Here is a 23,289-nt window from a genome sequence, read left to right as displayed (position 1 = left end):
GTAGCGATTAAATCCCGACCATTTTGGCCTTTCGAGCTTAAGTCTAATGAAAGGCCATACTTATACAAATAAGAGAATTAACTTCTGTTCAAATAAAAATGAAAAGAGGTACCTTTTCCAATTTGACTCTCTACATTAATTTCAGAATGTAAGAGATGTAATAATTTTTGAGTGATCGCTAAACCCAACCCACCGTGTTCTTTTTTATCAGATAGAGCATTACTTGCTCGATAGCGGGCATCAAAGATATAAGCTAATTCATGCTCATGAATCCCTGTACCATTATCAATCACCGCTACGTGTAACTTATTACTTTCATCTTCATTGACTTCGATATTAATACAACCGCCTTGATGGCTATGACGAATTGCATTATCAATCAAGTTGCTCAACACGCGCTCTAATTTACCAATATCTGTATACACCATACAATTACACTGCTCAGGTGTAATACTCAACTTCAATTGTTTATCCTGTAAACGATGCTGAAACTTAGCCACAATATCATGTAATAATTCAGCTAATGGGAAGCTTTCTAACTGTAATGTTACTTGTCCCCCATCTAAATGGGCTAATTCAAAAATTTGATCCACTAATTTTTTAAGTTGATTGGCATTTTTGAAAGCAATTTCAATAAAGCGCTGATGTTGTTCTTTCTCTAACGAATCACCCCGTAATTGAATGGTTTCTAAATAACCTTGCAAAGCCGCTAATGGCGTTCGTAAATCATGGGAAAGATCGGCTAGCATCTCCCTTCTTGTTTTATCAATAGATTGTAACTGGACAAATTGGTAATTGATTTGCTCAGCCATTTCATTAAAAGCCTCACCTAATTCATGAATCTCGTTATGCTTTGCCGCAGGCCATTGTTGCAATTCCACTTTATTTTTCTCAAAACCTGCTTTCTTAAAAGCACGAATATTATTCGTTAATTGCTTTAAAGGGTGGGTTAAAATACGTAATAAGATAATCGAGACTAAAAAGAACGAAACCACGATACCTAAGATAAAAATTAAAGATTGCGAGCGAAGTAAGTCAGGTTCTACATCAGCAAAAGCGGAGTCATAAGCTTGACCACCGATAATGACATATAAATACCCTTGTAGGTTTTCTCCGTTATAAATGGGTGCTGTAGAGAATATTTTTTGTTGATTGTGATCACGAGGATCATCACCATAAATTGGCAATGGTTTTTTGCGGTTAATAAAGTCAACTAGAGGAGCAACATCGATATGCTGACGTTTTATCGCACTCTTTTCTGCTGAGTAGCTCACTAGCTGCCCACTTGGAGAGATAAAATAAAATTCAAAACTAGGCCCTAGAATCATTAGACTATGAAACAGGTTCTTTAATGCATTTTTATCATAGACCCCCTCTTTTAATAGAGGATTATCATGCCCAAGATGTTCTGCAAGCTCTAGGTGGAGCCGTTGTTCAGCTTCATGGTGAGAGTGTTTTTCTAACGTAGCAGACCACCAAAAAACCAAACATGTGATAGCGATAAACAATAGCACTAAAGCAAGAGTCATTCGTTGATAAAGTGACACTCTCATTAAACGACGCCTTCCGGACTAAATTTATAACCGACACCAAAGACCGTTTGAATTATATGAGGGAACGTCTTGTTATTTGAATTGGGTTGACCAGCGGCTAATTTATTGCGTAGTCGGTTGATATGAGAGTTTACTGTATGTTCATACCCACTATGTTTATATCCCCATACTTTATCGAGTAACTGAGTACGAGAAAAAACTTGGCCTGGATGTTGAGCCATAAAACTCAATAGGTCAAATTCTGTAGAAGTAAGCTCTATACGCTGCTCGCGCAACACCACTTCATGAGAGCGTTGATTGATAATCAATTGACCATGACAAATGATACTATTGTCTGCTACTGGCTCTTGGGTTTGATTGTTTTGTAACAAATGTACTCGGCGTAATAATGCATGTACTCGAGCTTGTAACTCTCTCACGCTGAAGGGCTTTGCCATGTAATCGTCTGCACCTAATTCTAGCCCCAATACACGATCTATTTCAGAGGTTCTAGCGGTGAGCATTAAAATAGCTTGTTCTTGCTTAGATTCTCTAACCTTACGACAGACATCGAGACCACTACACCCAGGTAAATTAAGGTCTAGCATTAGTAACGAATAATCATTTTCTAAAGCTTGTTTAATCGCATCTTCGCCATTATCGCAATGTGTGACTTCCAAGCCAATATCTTGCATATTGACCTTGATTAGCTCAGCAATATCTTGGTCATCTTCTACGATTAAAATACTATCTGGCACTTTCAATTCTCTAAGAAAGAGACTTATTAACCGTTACTCACCAATAACAATTAATAAGTCATATTAGTTTATCTGGTACGTGTGATAGTAACAGACATAACAGGGTTATCGAACTTTTGTTGGTAAGACAACGCTGAAGTTGTAAGTCCATCATCGCTACTCACAATACCTGGATGCATAGTAACAATATCAATATCATCACGCTCAGGATTATAAGCTTCCCCACCGGTTCCAGGCACTGTATCAGCAGTTTCCGTATTGGCTTCAGTACCCGAATCATAGGCAACTGTTTGATAAGTGACTGAGTCATTCAGCTCTAAGTCAGTTAAGTCTACTTGGTTAACGCCGGTGAAAGCATCATTACTGCTCACTAACATACTAACAAATGATAAATATTCTACAGCATCTGTGTGGCTAACCGTCATTGTCGTTGACGTACCATTAGCAATACCACCGCTCGCACTTGCAGAATTTAAAATAAAACTAGTATCGCTTAAGATAAGACTTGCATCACCAGCCTCAGCTAATAACTCTAATGCTTCAGAAGCAGGTTCGCCAATGGTAAATAAAGATCCCGTATCATGTAATACTAATGACGGTGGTGAAATAGTCTGACCATTAGTTAGATTTTTGAGCACGACTTCGTATTCAACCGATGTATCAATAGTCGCCACCGGTGAATCGGAATCAGCATCATCATCACATGCCACTAACGCTAACGCACCAACGGTAACAAGAGCGACTTTAGAAAATTTCATCATAAAGCCTCCTATTCAACCACAACGGTCAATTTAGCAACAGGGTTTAACCAGCGATGTACACTGCTATCTAAATCACTAATACCACCTAAGGCATCATCATCACCAATGACACCAGGATGGATGTGTATATTAGACGTACCAATTTCAGCCGTGACACCAAAACCTCCAGTTCCTGCATCACCGCCCGGGAAGGCTGGGATACTGTCAGCTAGTTCATCATTAGCTTCTGTACCCGCATCATAAGCATTCAAATAGACAGTATAAGTACCGACTTCAGATGGAATCTCCCAGCTATCTAAGCCAATGAATGCATCATTAGTAGGTAACATCATTGCTGCAACAGACAAATAATCATTACCAACTGAATTACTTAATAAAAATGTTGTTGATTCACCAGAAGCTAACAATCCTCCAGCAGGGTTTTCAATAACATCTGCGCCAGCATTACCTAATAAACCACTGACACCAGAAATGTCACCCTGTTCAGCTAAAACCTCTAATTCTGCTGTTGCGGGAGTAGTTGTTTCAAAAATTTCAAAACTTGAATCATGTGCACCAGCAACAACTGGCGTAAAGTAAATATTGTGGGTTAGATTAGTTAATGTAACCGTTAAGTCTTGCGCTTGTGCAGTTGCAGAAAATAGACCGAAAAGACCTACTGCAATTAAGTGCTTGTTTGTCATGAAAAACTCCCTTTTATCTTAGTCAAGTGTGTATTTTTTATTAAGAAATACAGTATGACGAACAGATATCACGAACTTATCACGTAATATTCACTATTTTGTTCTGAAATAACCTCGCCTTCACAAAACCACATAACCAATCAATTATAGGAAATGACAAAACCGCTTTTGGTGGCATTAAACGCTTATACGGCAAACAGCCTGACAAAGGTTCAAATAAAATACACCCGTTTTCAGCAATTTCCATTACACTACTCATTTAATCACTTTCTAATGCATTCAACCGCTTTCTTATTGACACCATCACGAGTACAGTAGACATCATTGCACCCCCTATCTTAAGATTGAACAGTAATTCGAGGTTTAGACCCAAATACTGAATCGTAGCAGCGTGTGCCTATATTATCCGAAAATACATACGCCTCTAAGGTGTATAACTCTCAACCTATTTTAACATCCCAATTGGAGCTCAAATGTGAAAGTAGAACAGCCTTTCCTTGGCAAGACTGGAACATTAATATTTCTCGTCATCATCAGTGCCTTTCCACCACTTACAACCGATTTATACTTACCTGCGTTGCCGTCGATGGTCGAAACCTTAGACACTACCAAAGCTTTGGTTAACCTTACTCTAAGTATTTATTTCGTCACCTATGCATGTGGCTTACTTTTTTGGGGACCATTAAGCGAAAAATTTGGTCGTAAGCCGATTCTTATGACTGGTTTGGCAATCTATGTAGTCGCCAGTTTAGGGTGTGCTCTGTCTAATCAGATTGAGATGCTGATTATCAGCCGTCTTATCCAGGCGTTTGGTGGCAGCGCTGTTACCGTTGTCGCTACTGCTGTCGTTAAGGATTTATACGATGGACGTGAACGACAAAAGATCATGGCAACCATTATGTCTCTCGTGATCATTGCTCCAATGGTTGCCCCTATTTTTGGTGCACTGCTATTAAAATTGGGCTCATGGCATTTAATGTTTTTCGCCTTAGCCATATTTGGTGGAATGAGCATGATATTTTCTTTGTTTTATCGCGAAACATTAGAAAGTAAATATGAAGGTTCCATTCTTCGCTCTTGGGGCAGATTAACGGTTGTCGTAAAAAACCCCAATTTCCTTTCACTATTGGCTATTTTCACGCTACCGCCGATCTCATTGATGGCATTTCTTGCCTCAGGCTCTTATATCTATATTGATGGCTTTGGCTTTACTGAACAGGAATTCAGCTATATTTTTGGGTTTAATGCCTTGTGTGCTTCGTTCGGCCCATCAATGTATATGAGGCTAACCAAGAAAATTAAGGTTCAAAGTATTATCTCAGCATGCTTTGCCGTCACAGCAACGTGTGGAATATTCACCCTAACGATCGGTCACCTTTCGCCATGGGTGTTTGCTGCGATTATTGGACCAGCAAGCATGATGGTATTAACAACGCGAGTTCCTGGAACCAACTTGATGCTCGATCAACAAAGTCAAGATACGGGTTCAGCGGTGGCAATAATTCAGTTTAGCTCTATGATGGCGGGTTCTTTGGGAATGCTATTGGTTTCGCTAAATCCGGACACCTTAATCACCAATCTCGGAATTTTACAGCTATCTGTCGGCGTTGTAGCAAGCCTGCTATGGTTTAGAGTTAAACATCAACCGCATGTCGTCGACAATGTAATCAAAGCAGAATAGCAATTTGTACTTATCTACCAACAAAAAAATAGGACGATAAAATCGTCCTATTTTTCATTTATTGCAATTCAATAAAGTCAATTATTGAATAAACATCTTATTTGCTTTCTTCGTCGTTTAAACTTAGGAAGCTCTTACCATCACGCAACGACACAAGGCCAGTATCTGAGTAAATGCCGAGCTTCTCACGAGTATCAACGATATCCAAATTACGCATAGTAAGTTGTCCAATACGGTCCAATGGAGAGAATGGTGCATCTTCCACTTTTTCCATACTTAGATGCTCTGGCGCATACGTAAGATTAGCTGATTCTGTATTCAGGATAGAGTAATCATTACCGCGACGAAGCTCTAACGTTACCGTACCCGTAATCGCACGAGCAACCCAACGCTGTGCCGTTTCACGTAGCATTAATGCTTGTGAATCGAACCAACGACCTTGATACAGTAAGCGACCTAGCTTAAGTCCATTCATACGATATTGTTCAATCGTATCTTCATTGTGAATACCGGTTAACAGACGCTCATAAGCAATAAATAGTAAGGCCAGTCCCGGGGCTTCATAAATACCACGACTTTTTGCTTCAATGATGCGGTTTTCGATTTGATCACTCATGCCTAAACCATGACGTCCACCAATACGGTTCGCTTCTAAGATAAGCTCAACAAGATCAGGGTACTCAACACCATTTAATGCAACTGGAACGCCTTCTTCAAATCGAACCGATACTTCTTCTGATTTGATAACACAATCTTCTTTCCAAAATGGTACACCCATAATTGGAGTCACAATATGCATGCCGGTCGCGAGGAACTCTAAATCTTTCGCTTCATGAGTCGCACCTAACATATTACTGTCGGTAGAATACGCTTTTTCCAGTGACATTTTATAGCCGAAACCATGAGTATTCATAAATTCAGACATTTCTGCACGGCCACCAAGTTCATCGATAAACGTTTGGTCTAGCCATGGTTTATAAATGCGTAATGCTGGGTTGGTCAACAAACCATAACGATAAAAACGTTCGATATCATTACCTTTGAAGGTACTACCATCACCCCAAATATTAACGCCGTCTTCTTTCATTGCGGCCACTAGCATAGTACCAGTTACTGCACGGCCAATTGGCGTGGTATTAAAATAGGTAGAACCCGCTGTCGTGACATGAAACGCTCCAGACTGCAGTGCAGCAATACCTTCAGCCGCTAGCTGAGGACGACAGTCAATTAAACGCGCTTTTTCTGCACCATATTCCATTGCTTTACGAGGGATCTCATCATAATCTTCTTCATCTGGCTGACCTAAGTTAGCCGTGTAAGCATAAGGGTGGGCACCTTTAAGTTTCATCCAATGCAGCGCTGCACTGGTATCGAGTCCACCAGAAAAAGCGATACCCACTTTTTCACCAACTGGAATATTCTGAAGAATGGTATTTGACATATTTTAAAGCCTTTTGCGAGCACACACCCAAGGGGCGTAATAAATGTGAAATTTAGCTGATTACACTAACCAGATTGTTCTGGTGATTGTTAGCAGCAATGTTACATTGATCGGAAGAATTTCCCAAGAGGTTCACGGCTAAATTCCCAATAAACTTGCTATCCAAGTGCGCAATCGACTTATTTAATCACCCCACACCTTGTCATCCGCTACCTGTTTACTTTAAAACCAATACAAAACAGATTTTTTTACCACGAATTATTTTCAATTTTTCTGGTTATGAAGTAAATTACGCGCTTTCGCAACGCTCCATAAGGTGACCTCATGATTCGCTTGAACCAAGTCAAACTTCCACTCGATCACAATGACGATGCATTAAAGCTATTTGTCTTGGAAAAATTAGCAATTAATGAACAAAAACTGGTAGATATACATGTGTTCAAGCGTGGATACGATGCGCGTAAACGTAATACCATCACCTTAATCTACACCCTGGACGTCACGCTAGTAGATGTAGATGAAAAAGCCTTGCTCGACCAGTTTAGCGATGATCAAAATGTAAGTGCATCACCGGACACTCAATATAAATATGTTGCGCAAGCACCTAAAGACCTAGCCGAGCGTCCGATAGTCATTGGCATGGGCCCATGTGGTCTTTTTGCAACTTTAATCCTCGCTCAAATGGGATTTAAACCCATTCTCTTAGAGCGTGGTAAATCTGTTCATGAACGCTCTAAAGACACTTTTCGTTTTTGGCGTAAAGCAGAACTTAATACTGAATCTAACGTACAGTTTGGTGAAGGCGGTGCTGGAACGTTTTCCGATGGAAAATTATACAGTCAGGTCAAAGACCCCAACTTTCTTGGTCTAAAAGTCAAACAAGAGTTTGTTGCTGCGGGTGCGCCAGCCGAAATCATTTATGTTAGCAAACCTCATATCGGCACGTTCAAATTGGTTACTATGGTCGAGAGAATGCGCAGCAAAATTCTTGAACTTGGTGGCGAAATTCGCTTTGAAACTCGAGTTGATGAACTCAACATCGAAGAAAATCAGATTACGGGCGTGACGCTAAAAAGTGGCGAAATAATCCACTCTAAGCATGTGGTGTTAGCAATTGGGCATAGTGCTCGCGATACGGTCCAAATGCTCCATGACAAAGGCGTCCATTTAGAGGCTCAATCTTTTTCTATCGGGTTCCGTATCGAACACAAGCAGGAAATGATTGATAATGCTCGATTTGGTACAAATGCAGGCCACCCAATTTTAGGTGCTGCTGACTATAAACTGGTCCATCATTGTAAAAACGGGCGCAGTGTATACAGTTTCTGTATGTGCCCGGGTGGCGTGGTCGTAGCCGCGACGTCAGAAACAGAAGCTGTGGTTACCAATGGAATGAGTCAGTATTCTCGAAGCGAACGAAATGCCAATAGTGCGATTGTAGTCGGAATTTCACCGGATGATTTCGACAATGACCCACTTCAAGGTATTGCTCTTCAACGTAAACTTGAGCGCAATGCTTACATACTGGGCGGAAGTAACTACGATGCTCCAGCACAACGAGTAGGAGACTTTTTGGCAGGCTCCACTGCCAAACCTTTTGCTGACATCGAACCATCCTACAAACCTAATGTTCATATGACGGATCTTAGCACTAGTCTTCCCGATTTTGCCATAGAAGCGATTCGTGAGGCGTTACCTGCTTTTAATAAGAAAATTCGTGGATTTTCGACGCCAGATGCCATGCTTACAGGTGTTGAAACACGGACATCGTCACCTGTTCAAATAAAACGCGGAGCGGATTTCCAAAGTATTAATACTAAAGGCTTATATCCTGGTGGTGAAGGAGCGGGCTATGCGGGTGGAATCCTTTCTGCGGGGATTGATGGTATTAAAATAGCGGAAGCTGTTGCTTTAAACATGGTAAAACAACATGGCAACTAGTAAGTGATAAGTGAAAAACAAACACCTCTGCTCTGCTGCATCCCTTTATTTAAAGAGAGCTCTATCAAACTCGTTTATTTGTCTAAACTAAGCCGATACGATTCGATTTCGTCCGGCTTCTTTAGCTTGGTACAGTGCTTCATCAATTCGTTTTATCCACTGCTCTGGTTGCTCTCTCAATATAAACTCAGAAATTCCAGCACTAAATGTCACTTTATACTTTTCTCTTACTTTCAACGTGTTTACTTTCTTCAGCAAGCCTTCAAGGTACATCATTCCAGCCTCAAGGTTTGCTTCAGGAATTAATACGACAAACTCTTCACCTCCCCAGCGGCAGATCACGTTTTCTTTTCTTGAATTCATTGAAATACAATCAGCGATACTGCACAACACTTCATCCCCGACATCATGACCATGATTGTCGTTAATGAGTTTAAAGTGGTCTAAATCTATCATCACCAAACACACATTACCGCCGTGACGATTCACTCTAGCGATCTCTTTTTCTAAAAAAACGTAGAAAGCGCGTCGGTTATAGAGTTGTGTCAAAGGATCTTTCGAAGCAAGTTCCTCAAGCTTTTTATTTTGAGTAGCAAGAGTGAGGTTCTTAGCCTCAATTTCTTTCGTTCTTTCAGACACCAATGATTCTAACTGACTGGTATGTTGACGAATTTTTCTTAGGCTTTGAGAAAACGCGCGTGATAATAGCCCTATTTCGTCATTCGAATCAATCACAGTAATCGATTGGTTGTTACTTACGGCAGAAACTCTTACTTCGTATGTCAATCTCGCAATCGGCTCTGTAATTTTTTTCGCGAATTTGCTGAGTAGATACATAAATACAAGCATCAATATATTTGATACAAGGAATACGTTGTATACGATTGCGTAGATATCGCTGAAAATTTCACTCTCTATCGTCGTCACAAACAAAACCCACCCCGGAATCTCATCGACTTTAGAAAAAGTAATGACTTTATTTTCATTAATATTTGTATCTCTAAAGCGACCATAGCCATGATCTTGGGTTTTTACCTTTTCTAACGTTTCTTCAAACCCTAAAAAACCAGATTGTGCTGCCTTGGCTATATTCGCTTTCATAATAACTTTCGGATTTGGATGCAAAATGACATCCCCATTCCCATTGGCTAACCACGCATAACTTCCATTTTTCAATTTAATCGAAGAGACTCGTTCAATCAAACGGTGAACATCCAATGCAACAGCCAATGACCCCTTCCACATTCCTGAATAATCGCGAATAGGAACAGCTACCATAATGATCAACTCATTTTCAAAAATACTCTTTAGTGGCGATGTTATGTTGAATTCCTTACCTTCCCAATCTTTTGCTTTTAAGATCTTTGAATACTTAGCCTTTCCTACATTGCCCTTCGCATCATATAAGGTGAAGTCACTATCAAGATAAACAGCATTGATAAAATCACCATTTCCCAATGTCACAAGTCTTTTTACGTCTTCGAGGATATGATCAACATCACCTTCTTTAATTCTAGGCTCTTCACTTACCATCTTCAGCATTGCAACATACTGTGTAAATTCATGGCTCAGTAACGTCGCATGCAAGCGTGAAATTTCAGCAGAACTGTCTAATGCCAAATTCAAGACGCGATCCTTCTCATTTACATAAAGCGTAAATAGCAGAGCCGTCGTAAATAAGACTGTTAGGACGCAATATAAAATAACGACCTTCATTCGAATGCTACGAAAAAAGTTATTTTTCAACATCTCATTTAGCAACCGATTCATTCCCCGAGAGTGAGTCAATAACAACGTGTCAGAGCATAAATATTAACTAATCTATCAATTAACACTCAAACAATAACAAATACAATATAGAACAATAATCTTACTTTAATATTAGGTTCTACTTGTAAATAATGCGAGGGTGAATTGAATAGGCTTGATGAAATGTCGACTAACTAGGAGACGATGACGAGAACTTGATTTGCATCGCTTAGAATAAAAAAAAGATGACCACTATAAACTGGCCATCTTTTTGTGAGTGACATCAAATATTTAATAGTTCTTTTATCCTGATGCAACATGGCTACTTGTACATGTTGTATACGGCTATTTGGCGACCATTAAAACAGTGAGTTTGAAAGATCATACAACTCTTGATTAAATGGTCGTTTCATTGTGGAAATACAATCAATAATGTCATGATGCACCATTTGAGAATTCATCATTCCAACACAACGTCCCCCATGTCCTTCAATCAACAGTTTAACCGCGTACGATCCCATACGACTGGCAATAATTCTATCTCGTGCTGTTGGTTTACCACCACGTTGTATATGACCTAGAATCGTCGCGCGAGTTTCATGCCCGGTGCTGGCTTCTATATTACGGGCTAACGCTTCGATATCAGTAACATGTTCGCACACCGCTACCAAAGCATGCTTTTTACCTTTATCGATACCTGCTTGTATACGATTAATAATTTCTGCTTCATCGTATACCTGTTCTGGGACCACAACAAATTCGACACCGCCAGCTACGGCCGCTCGCAATGTCAGGTCACCACAATAGCGCCCCATAATTTCAACAAGAGATATCCGTTTATGAGACGCTGATGTATCTCTCAAGCGATCGATAGCTTCAACCACCGTGTTTAGAGAAGTATCATAACCAATGGTATACGTTGTTCCTGGAATGTCGTTATCGATGGTTCCTGGGATACCAATGCAGGGGTAACCCATCTCTGTCAATTTAGATGCCCCCATATAGGAGCCATCACCGCCAATCACAACGAGCGCTTCTATCCCATGCTTTTTGAGATTTTCGATAGCTTCAGCTCTCACGCTCTCTTCTTTGAATTCAGGAAAACGTGCCGAACCTAAAAATGTACCACCACGATTGATCACATCCGATACCGATTGGCGCTCTAGTTTTTTGATCTTATTTTGATGCAAGCCAGCATAACCATCAAACACACCGTACACTTCTAGTCCTTGGTGTTGCCCTTCACGTACCACTGCACGAACCGCAGCATTCATACCAGGCGCATCACCACCACTTGTAAGTACTCCAATTTTTTTAACCATATAACTCTCCATTTGATGGCTTAATGCAAAAATAAATAAGATGTGAAATTTGTATCGATTCTCTATAGATACCTAATCAACACTTCAAAAAATAGTACTCTTTACCCATTAAAAATAGCTAATCTAGAAAAACAATGTCCGATGTAGGATCACGGAATACATAAAATTGACCGCTCTTTTTATTCCAATGAGCAAAGTTCAATCACCCTAAAGGACCAACATCGACCAAGAATAAACCACCTGAGTATGGCATTGCCAATTGTTCCTCGTCGCTCATCTGTAGCGTCGAAGACGTAATAAACAATGTATTCATTGTCACCCCACCAAATGCGACACATGTGGGATTCTTAACTGGGAGGTCGATTCTTGTGTCTATTTGACCGGATATTGGGTCAATGCGAATTACTGATCCTCCTCCCCACATCGCACACCATAGGAACCCTTGCTCGTCGACTGTCGCTCCATCGGGAAATGAAAGATCACCCTCTCCGTGATAAACGCAGCGAGGATTGGAAAGCTGTGTGCTATCTGAAGAGTATGGATAGGCCAAAATTTGCTTCTCTGGTGTATCTGCAAAATACATCGTCTTACCATCTGGCGAAAAACAAATACTATTGCTGCACGTCACATTAGTCAGTAATGTCGTAATGTTGAAATCAGGGTCTATTTTAATAACAGACGAACGAAAGGCATCATCATCAGATTCATTAATGCCGCCGACAATGAAATTACCATAAGGGTCGCATTTTCCATCATTCATGCGGCTATGTGGATTATCCGGCTCAAAGTCGAATAAATGGGTTACCTTAGAATCATTAAGTGAATATAACGCCACGTACTTATCAAATGCCGCCAGTAACGTGTTCTTATCTCTGAACATAAAAGCACATAAGCGTGATGGCATTGCACGGGATTTTGAAACACCGGATTGAGGTGAATACTCCCAAAGTTGTCGCCCTTCTATATCCGTCCAGAAGACACTATTTCGAGCTTCACTCCATACCACACCTTCACCGAGCGTATTTCGACAATCTACTGCCAACATCGGCTTCGAGGTTAGTTCCATACAGAACAGCCCGACTCTTCAAACATCAATTTCAATTCTCGCTTAACTTTCCCACCTTCTAGCATCAAAGTAACATTATCTTGGTTCCATTCCACCGATACTTTGTCAATTGTGCTTTGATTGGTCAAATCATGCACAACGACAGAACGTAGAATACTGTCACTGCTTCGGCATAGCATATACGCTAGGTTTTGAGTCGCTGGATTATCCGGCCCCTCTCCAAACAACAGACTTCCGTTAGCAGAAATAAAACACTGGTACGGTTTGGCTTCGTTTGCAACTTGAAATTGCTCGCGAACCACCCCTAGAATTGAACGAGAATAACCGTCACTCAGGTAGCTAAGCGGGCCTTCGGTGAACACATTGTCAATTTTGTTATGTGCAGTACACCGGTGATGTTTTGCTCGAAAATGCCACACTAGATCAAGTTCGGCCCGATGAGAATTATCAACGTGATCGACTTGAATCATCACATCATTTTGCCAAAATATCGTACGGCGAAATTTCACGTCTCGATAAGCTTCATCACTCCATTGCACAATAGTATGACTATCAACACCCGGATAGGGCTCACTCCAATCTACTAAAGTATCGAGTAATACCCAGTCGTCGCTTTGTTGATAGCTAAGCACTTTGGGATTTGCTGGTGGCTGATTCTGTTGATTCACCGCCAACGTATTGTGAGTTACAGAGTTTTTATAATAGCCATAATGCAGTTCTGCGCCATAGCCGCAGGTTCCAAGGTCTGGCAGCAATTGATGGCCGTGGCGAAACAAAATTAAGCCTAATCGATCATAGTGATCATGCTCACCACCAAACGGAGCGTGCTTCAGCAACAGCATATTCTGATTGGAAACATCGACGATTTTCGTCAACCCCGCCACCGGAGCATGTAAGGGCTCAACCGTTAATGGTGTTAGTTCATCCGGTATTTTTTCGACCCCGTATAACAAAGCGTCAAGATTATCGCGACTGATGTTGTTGTAAATACTTTTTAGAGCACGACCAAATATTGGATCATTGAACTCAGCGTACGCATATTCAAACAAATCTGCATTAGTAAAGACTTCCTGCCCAGCCACGCAATCGTTGATTAGTGGGAAATGCCCATCTAGCATAATCAACTTCAGCGGATAAGCGAGAAACGTGTGGAAATTGGCGTGCGATTTTAACGAATATTGCGTTTTACGAGCCATTAACTCAAAACCCATTAACGCTTGAAGCGCATAGTAGTGATAATGCACCGAGCCTTCAAACCACATACCTTCACCAACGAGGCCGTGATCCATCTGGTAACGCAATCCATACTTCGCTTCCACCGCAAAGTCGATTAACTCCCTATCATCGAGTAGCAGCCCTATCACACCGATGGTCGAACCAATTTTCATTTCATGATTGTGAATTTGAGGTGTGCGATACTGCATCATAAATTCAGCACCTTCGCGGAGTAGATTCTGTTCAATATGCATTTGTTCATTATTCGAAAGGCTTTGCTTTATAAAATCGTAGCCTCGAGCAAAATCAATATGGCAATTCGCTTCACACAATGTCTGAGAATTGGCTTTTCCCGGGTTATTATAGGGAATCCCACCATGCTCTTCATACTCTGGATACACATCGGCATAACCTAATAGAATCGATTTCACTTTCTCCAGATAAACATCGCTTCCCGTTAAATGCCATAATAACCCTAAGTCATTACACGCTCTTGCATTGAGCCCGTTAAGCCAACGCCACCAAGCACCATCATACGGTTCGCCAGTAAATACCTTTCCATCAACCGGGCAACGATGCTCTGTCTGATTGTGACGATCCCATTCCAACCTAACACCATGTTCAGGGCAAAAAAAGTAATGATTCCACGTTGCTCGAGCATCGGGAGGAACGAGTGTATCTGTCTCAATCACTGTTTGGTTTTTCGCGATAATCGCATCGGTCATCGCTTGGCTACATCGGCTTTTTATATGAGCCATTTCAGAATCAGTAAACTGAAGCATCCGTTCTAAACCTCATTCACACATACAATAATTTCAAACACCAGGATCATCGAAGTGACAATATTTTTGATACTGCTAGCGCCTGTTTCCGACTAAAGATCAAAATATTCTTTCGCATTCCCGTAACAAATAGCTTCCACAGTCTCCTTTAGTAATGCTTCGTCATTAGGCAGTTCACCTTGCTCTACCCACTCTCCGATGAGATTACATAAAATGCGGCGGAAATATTCATGTCGAGGGAAGGATAATAAACTGCGTGAGTCCGTTAGCATGCCAACAAATCGGCCTAACAAACCAAGGTTGGCTAAGGTTTTAAGCTGCTCAATCATTCCTTCTTTTTGATCGTTAAACCACCACGCAGCGCCAAATTGAATTTTACCCGGCGAGGCGTCGCTGTCTTGAAAAGAACCTATCAAAGTACCGAGAACATGATTATCTCTAGGATTTAAACAATAAATAATCGTCTGTGGCATGTTTTTATTAAGATCGAGCCCATTCAATAAACAACTGAGATTTTTCGCAAAGCAGCTGTCGTTAATCGCACTGAAACCTGTCGCGGGTCCAACCTCTTTTAGGCGGCGTTTATTGGGGTCTTGGAGAACGCCGATATGCAGTTGAAACGTCCACTCTAATGCATGGTTCTTACTGCCAATAAATTGAAAGATTTGAGTTTTAAACTGAGCCGCTTCTAAATCTGAGATCTCTTCTCCCAACAGGACTTTCTTTAATGCAGCATTCGCATCTTCCAAGGAACATTCCACAAATGCGACTTCAGCTAGCCCCATGTCTGATAAGCGACAACCCGCCTGATGAAAGTAATCAAAGCGTAAGTTCAACGCTGCAAACAACTGGCCGATATCAGTCACGTCTAGCTGGGTGATTGCCGATAACTTACTTATCCATGCTCGGAAAGCTTCATGACGATCGATGTTATAAAGTGGGTCAGCTCGGAAAGTTGGTAATACTTTGATCTCGAAGTCCGATTCGGATAACCCTTTGTGATATTTCAAATCATCTAGAGGGTCATCAGTGGTACAAAGTGATTCAACATTCATCATGCGTAACAAGTTACGAGCCGAATAACTTTCCGTCGAAATTTTAGGATTTACGTCATCCCAAATCGCTTTACTATTTTGAGCATTGATAATCGTATCGACACCAAAATAACGACGCAATTCCATGTGAGTCCACGCATATAATGGATTGCCAATCAGTTGCGGGACCGTCGCACACCAACTTTGAAACTTATCGAATTCATCGGCATCACCAGTAATCAACGATTCATCAATGCCATTACTGCGCATCGCACGCCATTTGTAATGGTCATGCCCTAGCCATGCTTGAGCAATATTCTCAAACATAATGTCGTCATGAATTTCTTGGGCACTTAGGTGATTGTGATAGTCGATAATCGGGAGGTGTTTAGCGTAACTGTGATAAAGCGTTTTTGCTGTATCGTTAGTCAGTAAAAAATCATCACACAGAAAAGGTTTCATATCAGGGCTCCTACCCGTTAAAAATGAAGCGCAGTTTAACCATTGAAGTGAAATAATCAGCGCCACAATATAGCCTGTCATTCCCAATGTAACGCATCTATCTTTTTAAATATTTGAAACCAGTTACAAATAAAATAAAACAATGGTTCATTTTAGTCTTATTTTAATAATAAGTAGATTTTTAACTTAACAGTTATTTATGATATGGATCCCTCTGAATGTTAATATTGAAACACAAACCGGAATTAACCACCTTACAATATTAATTGTTAGGTGGTTAATTATTGGTGAGATAAGAATCTAGTCCCCAAAATCTCTTATTGCAGCAGCAACACCATAATAGGCTCGCTTCTTTTCTAGTTTGTCATTAAATAAAAGCGGCCAGTCATCAAAGCCTGTCTTATGAGGGATCCAACTATCTGAATCAGAAACTCCCCACAATGATATGCCTCCCCGTTGGTCTTCTGGTACTACTTTAAGATACGTCGAAACAATATCCCTATAACGAGATTCCAATTGATAGGCTAGCTCTTTAGTGTAAGAAGCATATTTATTCTCTTTGTTTGCCGCAACATCTAACTCTGTAATTTTAACTTTCAAACCAGTTTCAACAGCTCTAGAAAGCGCATACTCAATATCATCAATTGTCGGAAATTCTAAATCGATATGCATTTGAAAGCCAATACCGTGAATTGGAACAGAATCGCTCAATAATTCCTTGGTCATATTTAATACCGCATTTAGTTTGCTTCTATTACTTTCAAGTCCGTAATCGTTATAATATAACTCTGCATTTCTATCTACCGAATGAGCGGTAGTAAACGCAATTGGAATGTAATCTGCACCCATTTGCTGGTACCAAAAACTCCCATTACCACCTTTATTTCGATATGTGGCTCCAGACTTTCCTACATTAGTAAAAGCTTCATTCACAACATCCCAACTGATTACCCTACCATTATAGTGTCCTACTACGTTCTCGATATGTTTGACTAAATACCCTTTACACTGTTGATAACTTGAACAATTCTCCATAAATTTAGGAGATTGATGCCGCCAGACCAAGGTATGACCATGCACCGACAAGTTATTCTCTTCCGCAAATTCTACTAACTCATCAGCATATTGAAAATTAAACACCCCTTCTCTTGGTTGAAGATTTGAAGGTTTCATTACATTCTCTGCGGTTATTTGATTGAAATGTTCTACGACAACGGCTTGAAGATCTTCTCGCTTAAACACGCTATTTCGAGCAAAACCTGCTGGTAATGCCGAACCAAAAGGATAATTGTTAACTAATTCCGCTATAGGCAAAGAATCGTCTATAACGTTATCATTTGAAACACGATGTTGTTTAGCAACATTATCAATTGGAATGTTGCTTTCTAAATAATCACCCGACTCACTAGAGCCACACGCTACAAGGCTAAGCCCAAACAACAGCACAGACCCGTGATATACCTTAGACAATTTCGAAATATTCATGTAACTCCATCAAAATATAGCAATTAATTCATTATCTTATATATCCATCGACCACGTACAATAAGCAAAAAGTGCAGTATCAAATGATAAGCTTAATGAGAATTAGTTATATAAATTACTCCATATTACTTTCAAGCGTTCTAAACCTCAAACATAAATAAAAAGGAGCGCTGCTGCGCTCCTTTTGTAAATGACTTCTTGTAGATAAAGCCACTAGAAGTTTATATCGATCGCGTTAAGCAGATCCAGCTGCATTATTTTGAGCAGCCGCATTGTCATTAAACCGACGACGACGCTGCAACATAACAATGCTACCGAGTAAGAGTAGCGCTGGAATATAGAACCACTGTCTTGCAGGGCGATCAGCTGGAACACCGACAACTTCAACAATTTGGTCAAAATCAAAACCGACTTTTTCCGCCGGACTATCAAACCCGATACCATCGACGAGTATCGAGCCATCATCTTGAGGCAGCAATTCTAAGCCATAATTTTCCAAACGTTCTTGTCCTGTTTCACCTTCGCTGACTTCAACTAACATCGTAAGTTTAACTGCGTCGCCAACGTCATTTTGACCATCAACTTGCACGCGAAGTTCAGTACCTGGAGTTACGCTTTCCATCACTTGCGCAAACTCTTTGCCAGAGTGCTCGTCGTATGGAGGCATAACGTAATCCAGCCAGAATCCTGGACGGAACAAGGTAAAGGCAATAAGAAGCAAGCTAAATGACTCCCAAAGCCTAGACTTGGTCAAGAAATACCCTTGAGTGGCAGCAGTAAAGATCAACATTGCCGCTGTCGAGGTAATAAACATCATAACGCCATGTAGGAATGTCACATCAATCAGAAGTAAATCTGTGTTGAAGATAAACAAAAATGGCAATAGTGCGGTACGAAGCGAATAGAAGAACGCAACAAATCCAGTTCGAATTGGGTCGCCTCCCGAGACCGCGGCGGCCGCAAATGATGCCAGCCCGACCGGAGGCGTTACGTCTGCCATGATACCGAAGTAAAACACAAACATATGCACGGCAATCAATGGAACAATCAGACCACTTTGTTGACCCAAGCTAACGATAACAGGTGCAAGCAACGAAGAAACAACAATATAGTTCGCCGTCGTCGGTAAGCCCATTCCAAGAATCAAGCTTAAAATACCCGTCCAAAGCAATATCAATAAGATATGCCCCATCGACAGAAATTCAACCAATGCTGCTAACTTTAAACCAACACCCGTTTGTGAAACGGCACCAACGATAATCCCAGCAGCAGCCGTAGCAATACCGATACCGATCATGTTTCGAGCACCACCGATTAGTCCTTCAACCAGCTCGGAAAATCCAAGTTTTAGGGCACCGTCTGTCTTATTTCCACGGAAGAAATCAAACAAGTAACGTTGAGTCGCCAGAATGAAAATCATTAATGCTGTGGCATAAAATGCTGAAAGGCTTGGTGAGTTGCGTTCAATCATTAAACACCAGATCAACACTAGTACTGGAAGCAAGAAATGCAAACCAGACATCACTGTTGGACCCGCTTTTGGCAAATGCTGAACAGGTGCGTTCGGATCATCGAGTTCTAAGTCTGGATATTGTGAACTGATCTTCGCCAGTATCACATAAGCCACGATAACTATCGCAATGATCACCCAAGCTACCAGTTCACTTGGGATGTGAGATTTGATCGATCCAATTAAGAAAAACAGACCAAATGCACCAATAACTGTATTGCAAAGCACCATTGCGCCAACGGAGAAAACCTTGGCTAACTTATCCTCAGTTAAAGAAGATTTCACACTGCGCAATACGACGAACTGAATCAAAATTACCGCGAGAACAAACAGCAATCTCGCTGCATTGCTGGCTAATACTTCGTACAACTCAGAAAGGTATACCGCAGCACCTGCTAACGCAACGATCGGCAACAATGTCATTGCCCATGACATCAACACATCTTTAAACGTACGGCTACTTTCGTCACGAACCAGACCTTGCATGTTCGATTTCATTGCTTCGAGATGCACAATATACACCAAGGCAATATACGAAATAATTGCAGGTAAGAACGCGGTTTTAACCACTTCAAAATAAGGGATGTCGACATATTCCACCATAAGGAAAGCCGCAGCTCCCATTACCGGTGGCATAATTTGCCCATTCACAGACGACGCCACTTCAATGGCACCGGCTTTCTCTGCAGAAAAGCCAACTCGTTTCATCATCGGAATGGTAAACGTACCCGTGGTGACCACGTTTGCTATCGATGAACCAGAGATCAAGCCAGTCATTCCCGATGCCACTACAGCTGCTTTTGCTGGTCCACCCCGTAGGTGCCCCATTAATGAAAATGCTACTTTAATGAAATAGTTACCCGCGCCTGCACGGTCTAGTAAGGCACCGAATAATACAAACAGGAACACCATATCCGTTGAAACGCCAAGCGCAATACCGAAGACGCCTTCAGAGAAAAGCCATTGGTGATCCATCACACCGCCGAACGTAGCGCCTTTCCACGCAATCAGTTCTGGTGCATACGGTCCCAAAAAGGTATAGCCAAGAAAAACCATCGCAACGACCATCAAAGGAGGGCCCAATGCTCGTCGTGTGGCTTCGAGTAGTAAAATCATACCCGCAATGGATACCGCGATATCAAACGGTTTTGGAGCACTTGGACGATCACTTAGGCGAAGACCAAACAAATGGTCGACCAATTGAGAATCGGCAATTAATGGATATAAAGCACATAGAGATGCAACAATTGCGAACGCCCAATCAAGCGCTGGTACTTTATCCCTTGGAGATTGATTAAAAGCTGGATAAGCAAGAAACGCTAAAAATATAGCAAAGCCGAGGTGGACAGAACGTGCCTCACCGCTGGCAAACACGCCCCATCCGATCATATACGGTAACGGAGAAGCGATCCAAATTTGGAAAAGAGACCAAGCAAGTGCGACTCCAGCCATCAGCTTGACAATCGATTTATTACTTGGATTCCTCCCTCCCATATCATTCGACGCAACAAGGTCTTGCAATTCCTTGTCATCTAATTGTGTATTCGTCGTATCGTTTGTCATCATCCTGTGACTTCCTATTCCAATGTTTTTTCTTATTGAATACGCACTGCAAATTGCTTCTTGCGAATCAGTTATAAATTGGTTTTTTAAATAGTGAACTCTGTCTCTAAATTCTTCTTAGCTTTGTTAATAACGAAAAGTTAATAAAGCAAATTTTTAAAAAGTAGCGAGACAAATATGCAACAACATTTGAGGCAAAAAATTGATGCGAAATATTGAATAACTCAATACTTCACACCAATTTGAAATGGAGAAAAAACTCCGTTTTACATTAAATTAAAAGGTTCACTAACGCACTAAGCAGCGTATCAACTGATATCGACTAACTTAGCGCGACTGAATAATTACATCCAGCCTTTTTCTTTGTAGTAGCGAACTGCACCGTCGTGCAACGGAGCTGACAAGTTCTTAATGATCATGTCGCTTTCTTTAAGATGTGCAAATGCTGGGTGCATTTTTTTGAAGCGTTTAAAGTTATCAAATACCGCTTTAACCATTTGATAAACTGTCTCTTCGTCAGTCGCTGTTGAGCTAACAAACGTCGCCGCAACACCAAAAGTCGCAGTATCTGTATCAGTACCTTTGTACATACCTGCTGGGATAGTTGTCATCGCATAGTAATCATTGTCAGCAGCAAGTTGCTTAGCAACATCGTTGTCAACTGGGATTAGAACTGCATCACAAGAAGTGGTCGCTTCTTTGATTGAACCATTTGGGTGGCCAGCAGTAAAGATAATCGCGTCTACTTTGCCATCACATAATGCTGCAGCTTGTTCAGACGACTTGAGTTCAGAAGCAATGGCAAAATCGTCCATCTTCCAACCCATTTTATCCATCAGGATTTCCATAGTACCACGTTGACCAGAACCTGGATTACCAACGTTAACTTTTTTACCTTTTAGATCTTCAAAGGTTTTGATACCAGAATCAGTACGTGCAACCACAGTGAACGGTTCAGCATGCACAGAGAAAACGGCACGTAAGTCTGTAAACGCACCATCTGGGAATTTGTCAGGAGTCGTACCATTGTACGCATGGAACTGCCAGTCTGACTGAGCAACGCCCATATCAACATCACCAGAGCGAATACCATTAATGTTAGTTACTGAACCACCTGTTTTGTGAGTACAGTTAATTTCATGATCCGAAGTGCCCTTATTTACTAGACGGCAAATAGCTCCACCTACCTGATAATAAACACCTGTCTGTCCACCAGTACCAATAACAACGTGTTTAGTACTTGCAATTGATGCGGTACTCACTAGCGCGGTTCCAACCAGAGCGGTTAGAGCGAGTTTTTTTAAAAACATGCTTAACTCCATTTTGTTTTAGTTTTATCCATTCATAGATGATTGAAATACTGTCATATTTCGATTCTAGAAAGGTAACGTACAGAACAACAACATTTTAATAAATCATTGGTTAAATGAATCAGATGTTTTGACCATAAAACACACTTATTTTACAAACATTGCTCTACTATCACGAGCAGAAAGCAAATAGTGCCCGCTTTCTTCCAATTTTGCGTTGATCGCGGTCACTTGTTGCAGATTATTTTCGGCGAGGTGTCCTTCGGTATCATAGAGGTTATTTTCAAACCCAATTCGAATATCGGCACCTAATTTCGCGGCTTCTAACAAACAAGCTTGCTCCTTTTCCCCAAAAGCACATACCGCCCACCGTGTGCCATTTAATTTTTCAACCAAAGGAACAAACGGGGCTAATTCTGACGGGTCAGACTGCTGGTTTTTATCATATCGACCCAACACTATAAGTATGTGATGGTGATGATTAGGGAGAATGTTTCGCTCAACAAGATCTAGATAATATTCAAACTGTTGTTCTGAGTAAAGGATATATTGAGCGATAATTCCCTCTTCGGCTACCCAATGAAAGAATTTACTCGCTGCAATTTCCTGATTTTTCGAAGGAATCAACTCTGAAATTGCAAATGAAGCAGCTTCAGGTTTTAGTGCTTTTATCAGGTCCATCTGCTGTTGTGGCGGATACATTCCAACCGCTTCGGTGGTAAGTTGGATAATTACATTGTCACCAACTTGCTCTCTCACGACATCGAGAATCAAGGCGTTATCGTCAATTTCAAGCGAATGCAGCCCTTCTTGGTTTCGCGCGTGCAAATGTACCATCGCGGCACCGGCTTCAACGCAACCTTTAACTTCCTTTACAATCTCTTCAACCGTGATCGGTAAATTCGGATGATCCTGTTTGGTTTTACGTGCGCCATTTAACGCGACGATAACCATGGTACTTTTATCGCTATCACACTGTGTTTGTTGCATCGTA

The 23,289-nt window shown here is 41.1% G+C and carries 16 protein-coding genes; 2 read left to right on the top strand and 14 right to left on the bottom strand.

The window, feature by feature from the left end:
• Positions 1 to 77: 77 nt before the first annotated feature.
• The 4 genes from ACXJY6_RS07210 to ACXJY6_RS07195 all read right to left on the bottom strand — a co-directional run bounded on the left by ACXJY6_RS07210 (position 78) and on the right by ACXJY6_RS07195 (position 3,734).
• A complete protein-coding gene (locus ACXJY6_RS07210) occupies positions 78 to 1,553 on the bottom strand; it encodes a sensor histidine kinase (RefSeq protein ID WP_458767865.1) in 1,476 nt (491 codons plus the stop codon).
• Positions 1,553 to 2,290: a response regulator transcription factor gene (locus ACXJY6_RS07205; RefSeq protein ID WP_458767863.1), complete on the bottom strand. Its 738-nt coding sequence runs from the start codon at positions 2,288 to 2,290 to the stop codon at positions 1,553 to 1,555. The genes ACXJY6_RS07210 and ACXJY6_RS07205 overlap by 1 nt, the downstream gene beginning before the upstream one ends.
• A 68-nt stretch (positions 2,291 to 2,358) precedes the next feature.
• Positions 2,359 to 3,051: a spondin domain-containing protein gene (locus ACXJY6_RS07200; RefSeq protein ID WP_456049465.1), complete on the bottom strand. Its 693-nt coding sequence runs from the start codon at positions 3,049 to 3,051 to the stop codon at positions 2,359 to 2,361.
• Between the two features lie 8 nt (positions 3,052 to 3,059).
• Positions 3,060 to 3,734: a spondin domain-containing protein gene (locus ACXJY6_RS07195; RefSeq protein WP_456049464.1), complete on the bottom strand. Its 675-nt coding sequence runs from the start codon at positions 3,732 to 3,734 to the stop codon at positions 3,060 to 3,062.
• Positions 3,735 to 4,209: 475 nt separating this feature from the next.
• Between ACXJY6_RS07195 and ACXJY6_RS07190 the strand changes: the two genes are divergently transcribed.
• A complete protein-coding gene (locus tag ACXJY6_RS07190) occupies positions 4,210 to 5,415 on the top strand; it encodes a multidrug effflux MFS transporter (RefSeq protein WP_458767861.1) in 1,206 nt (401 codons plus the stop codon).
• Positions 5,416 to 5,512: 97 nt separating this feature from the next.
• Here the strand turns inward: ACXJY6_RS07190 and argG are convergent, their stop codons facing one another.
• On the bottom strand, positions 5,513 to 6,856 hold the full coding sequence (argG, locus tag ACXJY6_RS07185) for an argininosuccinate synthase (protein WP_456049462.1): 1,344 nt from the start codon (positions 6,854 to 6,856) through the stop codon (positions 5,513 to 5,515).
• Between the two features lie 324 nt (positions 6,857 to 7,180).
• On the opposite strand from argG, the gene ACXJY6_RS07180 reads away from it, so the two are divergent.
• The gene (locus ACXJY6_RS07180) at positions 7,181 to 8,797 is read left to right on the top strand and encodes an NAD(P)/FAD-dependent oxidoreductase (RefSeq protein WP_458767859.1); all 1,617 of its coding nucleotides are present in this window, start codon (positions 7,181 to 7,183) and stop codon (positions 8,795 to 8,797) included.
• A gap of 87 nt (positions 8,798 to 8,884) precedes the next feature.
• Here the strand turns inward: ACXJY6_RS07180 and ACXJY6_RS07175 are convergent, their stop codons facing one another.
• The 9 genes from ACXJY6_RS07175 to ACXJY6_RS07135 form a co-directional block, all read right to left on the bottom strand.
• Positions 8,885 to 10,423 carry a sensor domain-containing diguanylate cyclase gene (locus tag ACXJY6_RS07175; RefSeq protein WP_458767858.1) on the bottom strand — a complete coding sequence of 513 codons (1,539 nt, stop codon included), beginning with the start codon at positions 10,421 to 10,423 and terminating at the stop codon, positions 8,885 to 8,887.
• A 482-nt stretch (positions 10,424 to 10,905) separates the two neighbouring features.
• On the bottom strand, positions 10,906 to 11,868 hold the full coding sequence (pfkA, locus tag ACXJY6_RS07170; RefSeq protein ID WP_458767856.1) for a 6-phosphofructokinase: 963 nt from the start codon (positions 11,866 to 11,868) through the stop codon (positions 10,906 to 10,908).
• A 202-nt stretch (positions 11,869 to 12,070) separates the two neighbouring features.
• Complete coding sequence (locus ACXJY6_RS07165; RefSeq protein ID WP_458767855.1) at positions 12,071 to 12,934, bottom strand: SMP-30/gluconolactonase/LRE family protein; 864 nt, start codon at positions 12,932 to 12,934, stop codon at positions 12,071 to 12,073.
• A complete protein-coding gene (locus ACXJY6_RS07160) occupies positions 12,925 to 14,907 on the bottom strand; it encodes a heparinase II/III domain-containing protein (protein ID WP_458767854.1) in 1,983 nt (660 codons plus the stop codon). The genes ACXJY6_RS07165 and ACXJY6_RS07160 overlap by 10 nt, the downstream gene beginning before the upstream one ends.
• 116 nt (positions 14,908 to 15,023) lie before the next feature.
• Positions 15,024 to 16,427, bottom strand: coding sequence for a glucuronate isomerase (uxaC, locus tag ACXJY6_RS07155; RefSeq protein ID WP_458767853.1), 1,404 nt, complete (start codon positions 16,425 to 16,427; stop codon positions 15,024 to 15,026).
• 300 nt (positions 16,428 to 16,727) lie between these two features.
• The gene (locus ACXJY6_RS07150; protein ID WP_458767852.1) at positions 16,728 to 17,912 is read right to left on the bottom strand and encodes an endo-1,4-beta-xylanase; all 1,185 of its coding nucleotides are present in this window, start codon (positions 17,910 to 17,912) and stop codon (positions 16,728 to 16,730) included.
• 235 nt (positions 17,913 to 18,147) lie between these two features.
• The gene (locus ACXJY6_RS07145) at positions 18,148 to 20,988 is read right to left on the bottom strand and encodes a TRAP transporter permease (RefSeq protein ID WP_458767851.1); all 2,841 of its coding nucleotides are present in this window, start codon (positions 20,986 to 20,988) and stop codon (positions 18,148 to 18,150) included.
• Positions 20,989 to 21,329: 341 nt separating this feature from the next.
• Positions 21,330 to 22,295 (bottom strand): TAXI family TRAP transporter solute-binding subunit, encoded by a 966-nt coding sequence (locus ACXJY6_RS07140; RefSeq protein ID WP_456049454.1) that lies wholly within the window; start codon positions 22,293 to 22,295, stop codon positions 21,330 to 21,332.
• 147 nt (positions 22,296 to 22,442) lie between these two features.
• The gene (locus ACXJY6_RS07135) at positions 22,443 to 23,285 is read right to left on the bottom strand and encodes a beta-keto acid cleavage family enzyme (RefSeq protein WP_458767849.1); all 843 of its coding nucleotides are present in this window, start codon (positions 23,283 to 23,285) and stop codon (positions 22,443 to 22,445) included.
• Positions 23,286 to 23,289: the final 4 nt, after the last annotated feature.

This window comes from Vibrio phycocola (assembly GCF_054404255.1).
The sequence above is the reverse complement of the archived record's forward strand: the minus strand, read 5'-3'. Positions and strand labels throughout refer to the sequence as shown.

What these genes read in the sequence shown, in the direction of transcription:
- ACXJY6_RS07135 (WP_458767849.1), bottom strand. Translation starts at nt 23,285, where the DNA reads ATGCAACAAACACAGTGTGATAGCGATAAAAGTACCATGGTTATCGTC.
- ACXJY6_RS07165 (WP_458767855.1), bottom strand. Translation starts at nt 12,934, where the DNA reads ATGGAACTAACCTCGAAGCCGATGTTGGCAGTAGATTGTCGAAATACG.
- ACXJY6_RS07195 (WP_456049464.1), bottom strand. Translation starts at nt 3,734, where the DNA reads ATGACAAACAAGCACTTAATTGCAGTAGGTCTTTTCGGTCTATTTTCT.
- argG (WP_456049462.1), bottom strand. Translation starts at nt 6,856, where the DNA reads ATGTCAAATACCATTCTTCAGAATATTCCAGTTGGTGAAAAAGTGGGT.
- ACXJY6_RS07200 (WP_456049465.1), bottom strand. Translation starts at nt 3,051, where the DNA reads ATGATGAAATTTTCTAAAGTCGCTCTTGTTACCGTTGGTGCGTTAGCG.
- ACXJY6_RS07140 (WP_456049454.1), bottom strand. Translation starts at nt 22,295, where the DNA reads ATGTTTTTAAAAAAACTCGCTCTAACCGCTCTGGTTGGAACCGCGCTA.
- ACXJY6_RS07160 (WP_458767854.1), bottom strand. Translation starts at nt 14,907, where the DNA reads ATGGCTCATATAAAAAGCCGATGTAGCCAAGCGATGACCGATGCGATT.
- ACXJY6_RS07180 (WP_458767859.1), top strand. Translation starts at nt 7,181, where the DNA reads ATGATTCGCTTGAACCAAGTCAAACTTCCACTCGATCACAATGACGAT.
- ACXJY6_RS07150 (WP_458767852.1), bottom strand. Translation starts at nt 17,912, where the DNA reads ATGAATATTTCGAAATTGTCTAAGGTATATCACGGGTCTGTGCTGTTG.
- pfkA (WP_458767856.1), bottom strand. Translation starts at nt 11,868, where the DNA reads ATGGTTAAAAAAATTGGAGTACTTACAAGTGGTGGTGATGCGCCTGGT.
- uxaC (WP_458767853.1), bottom strand. Translation starts at nt 16,427, where the DNA reads ATGAAACCTTTTCTGTGTGATGATTTTTTACTGACTAACGATACAGCA.
- ACXJY6_RS07145 (WP_458767851.1), bottom strand. Translation starts at nt 20,988, where the DNA reads ATGATGACAAACGATACGACGAATACACAATTAGATGACAAGGAATTG.
- ACXJY6_RS07210 (WP_458767865.1), bottom strand. Translation starts at nt 1,553, where the DNA reads ATGAGAGTGTCACTTTATCAACGAATGACTCTTGCTTTAGTGCTATTG.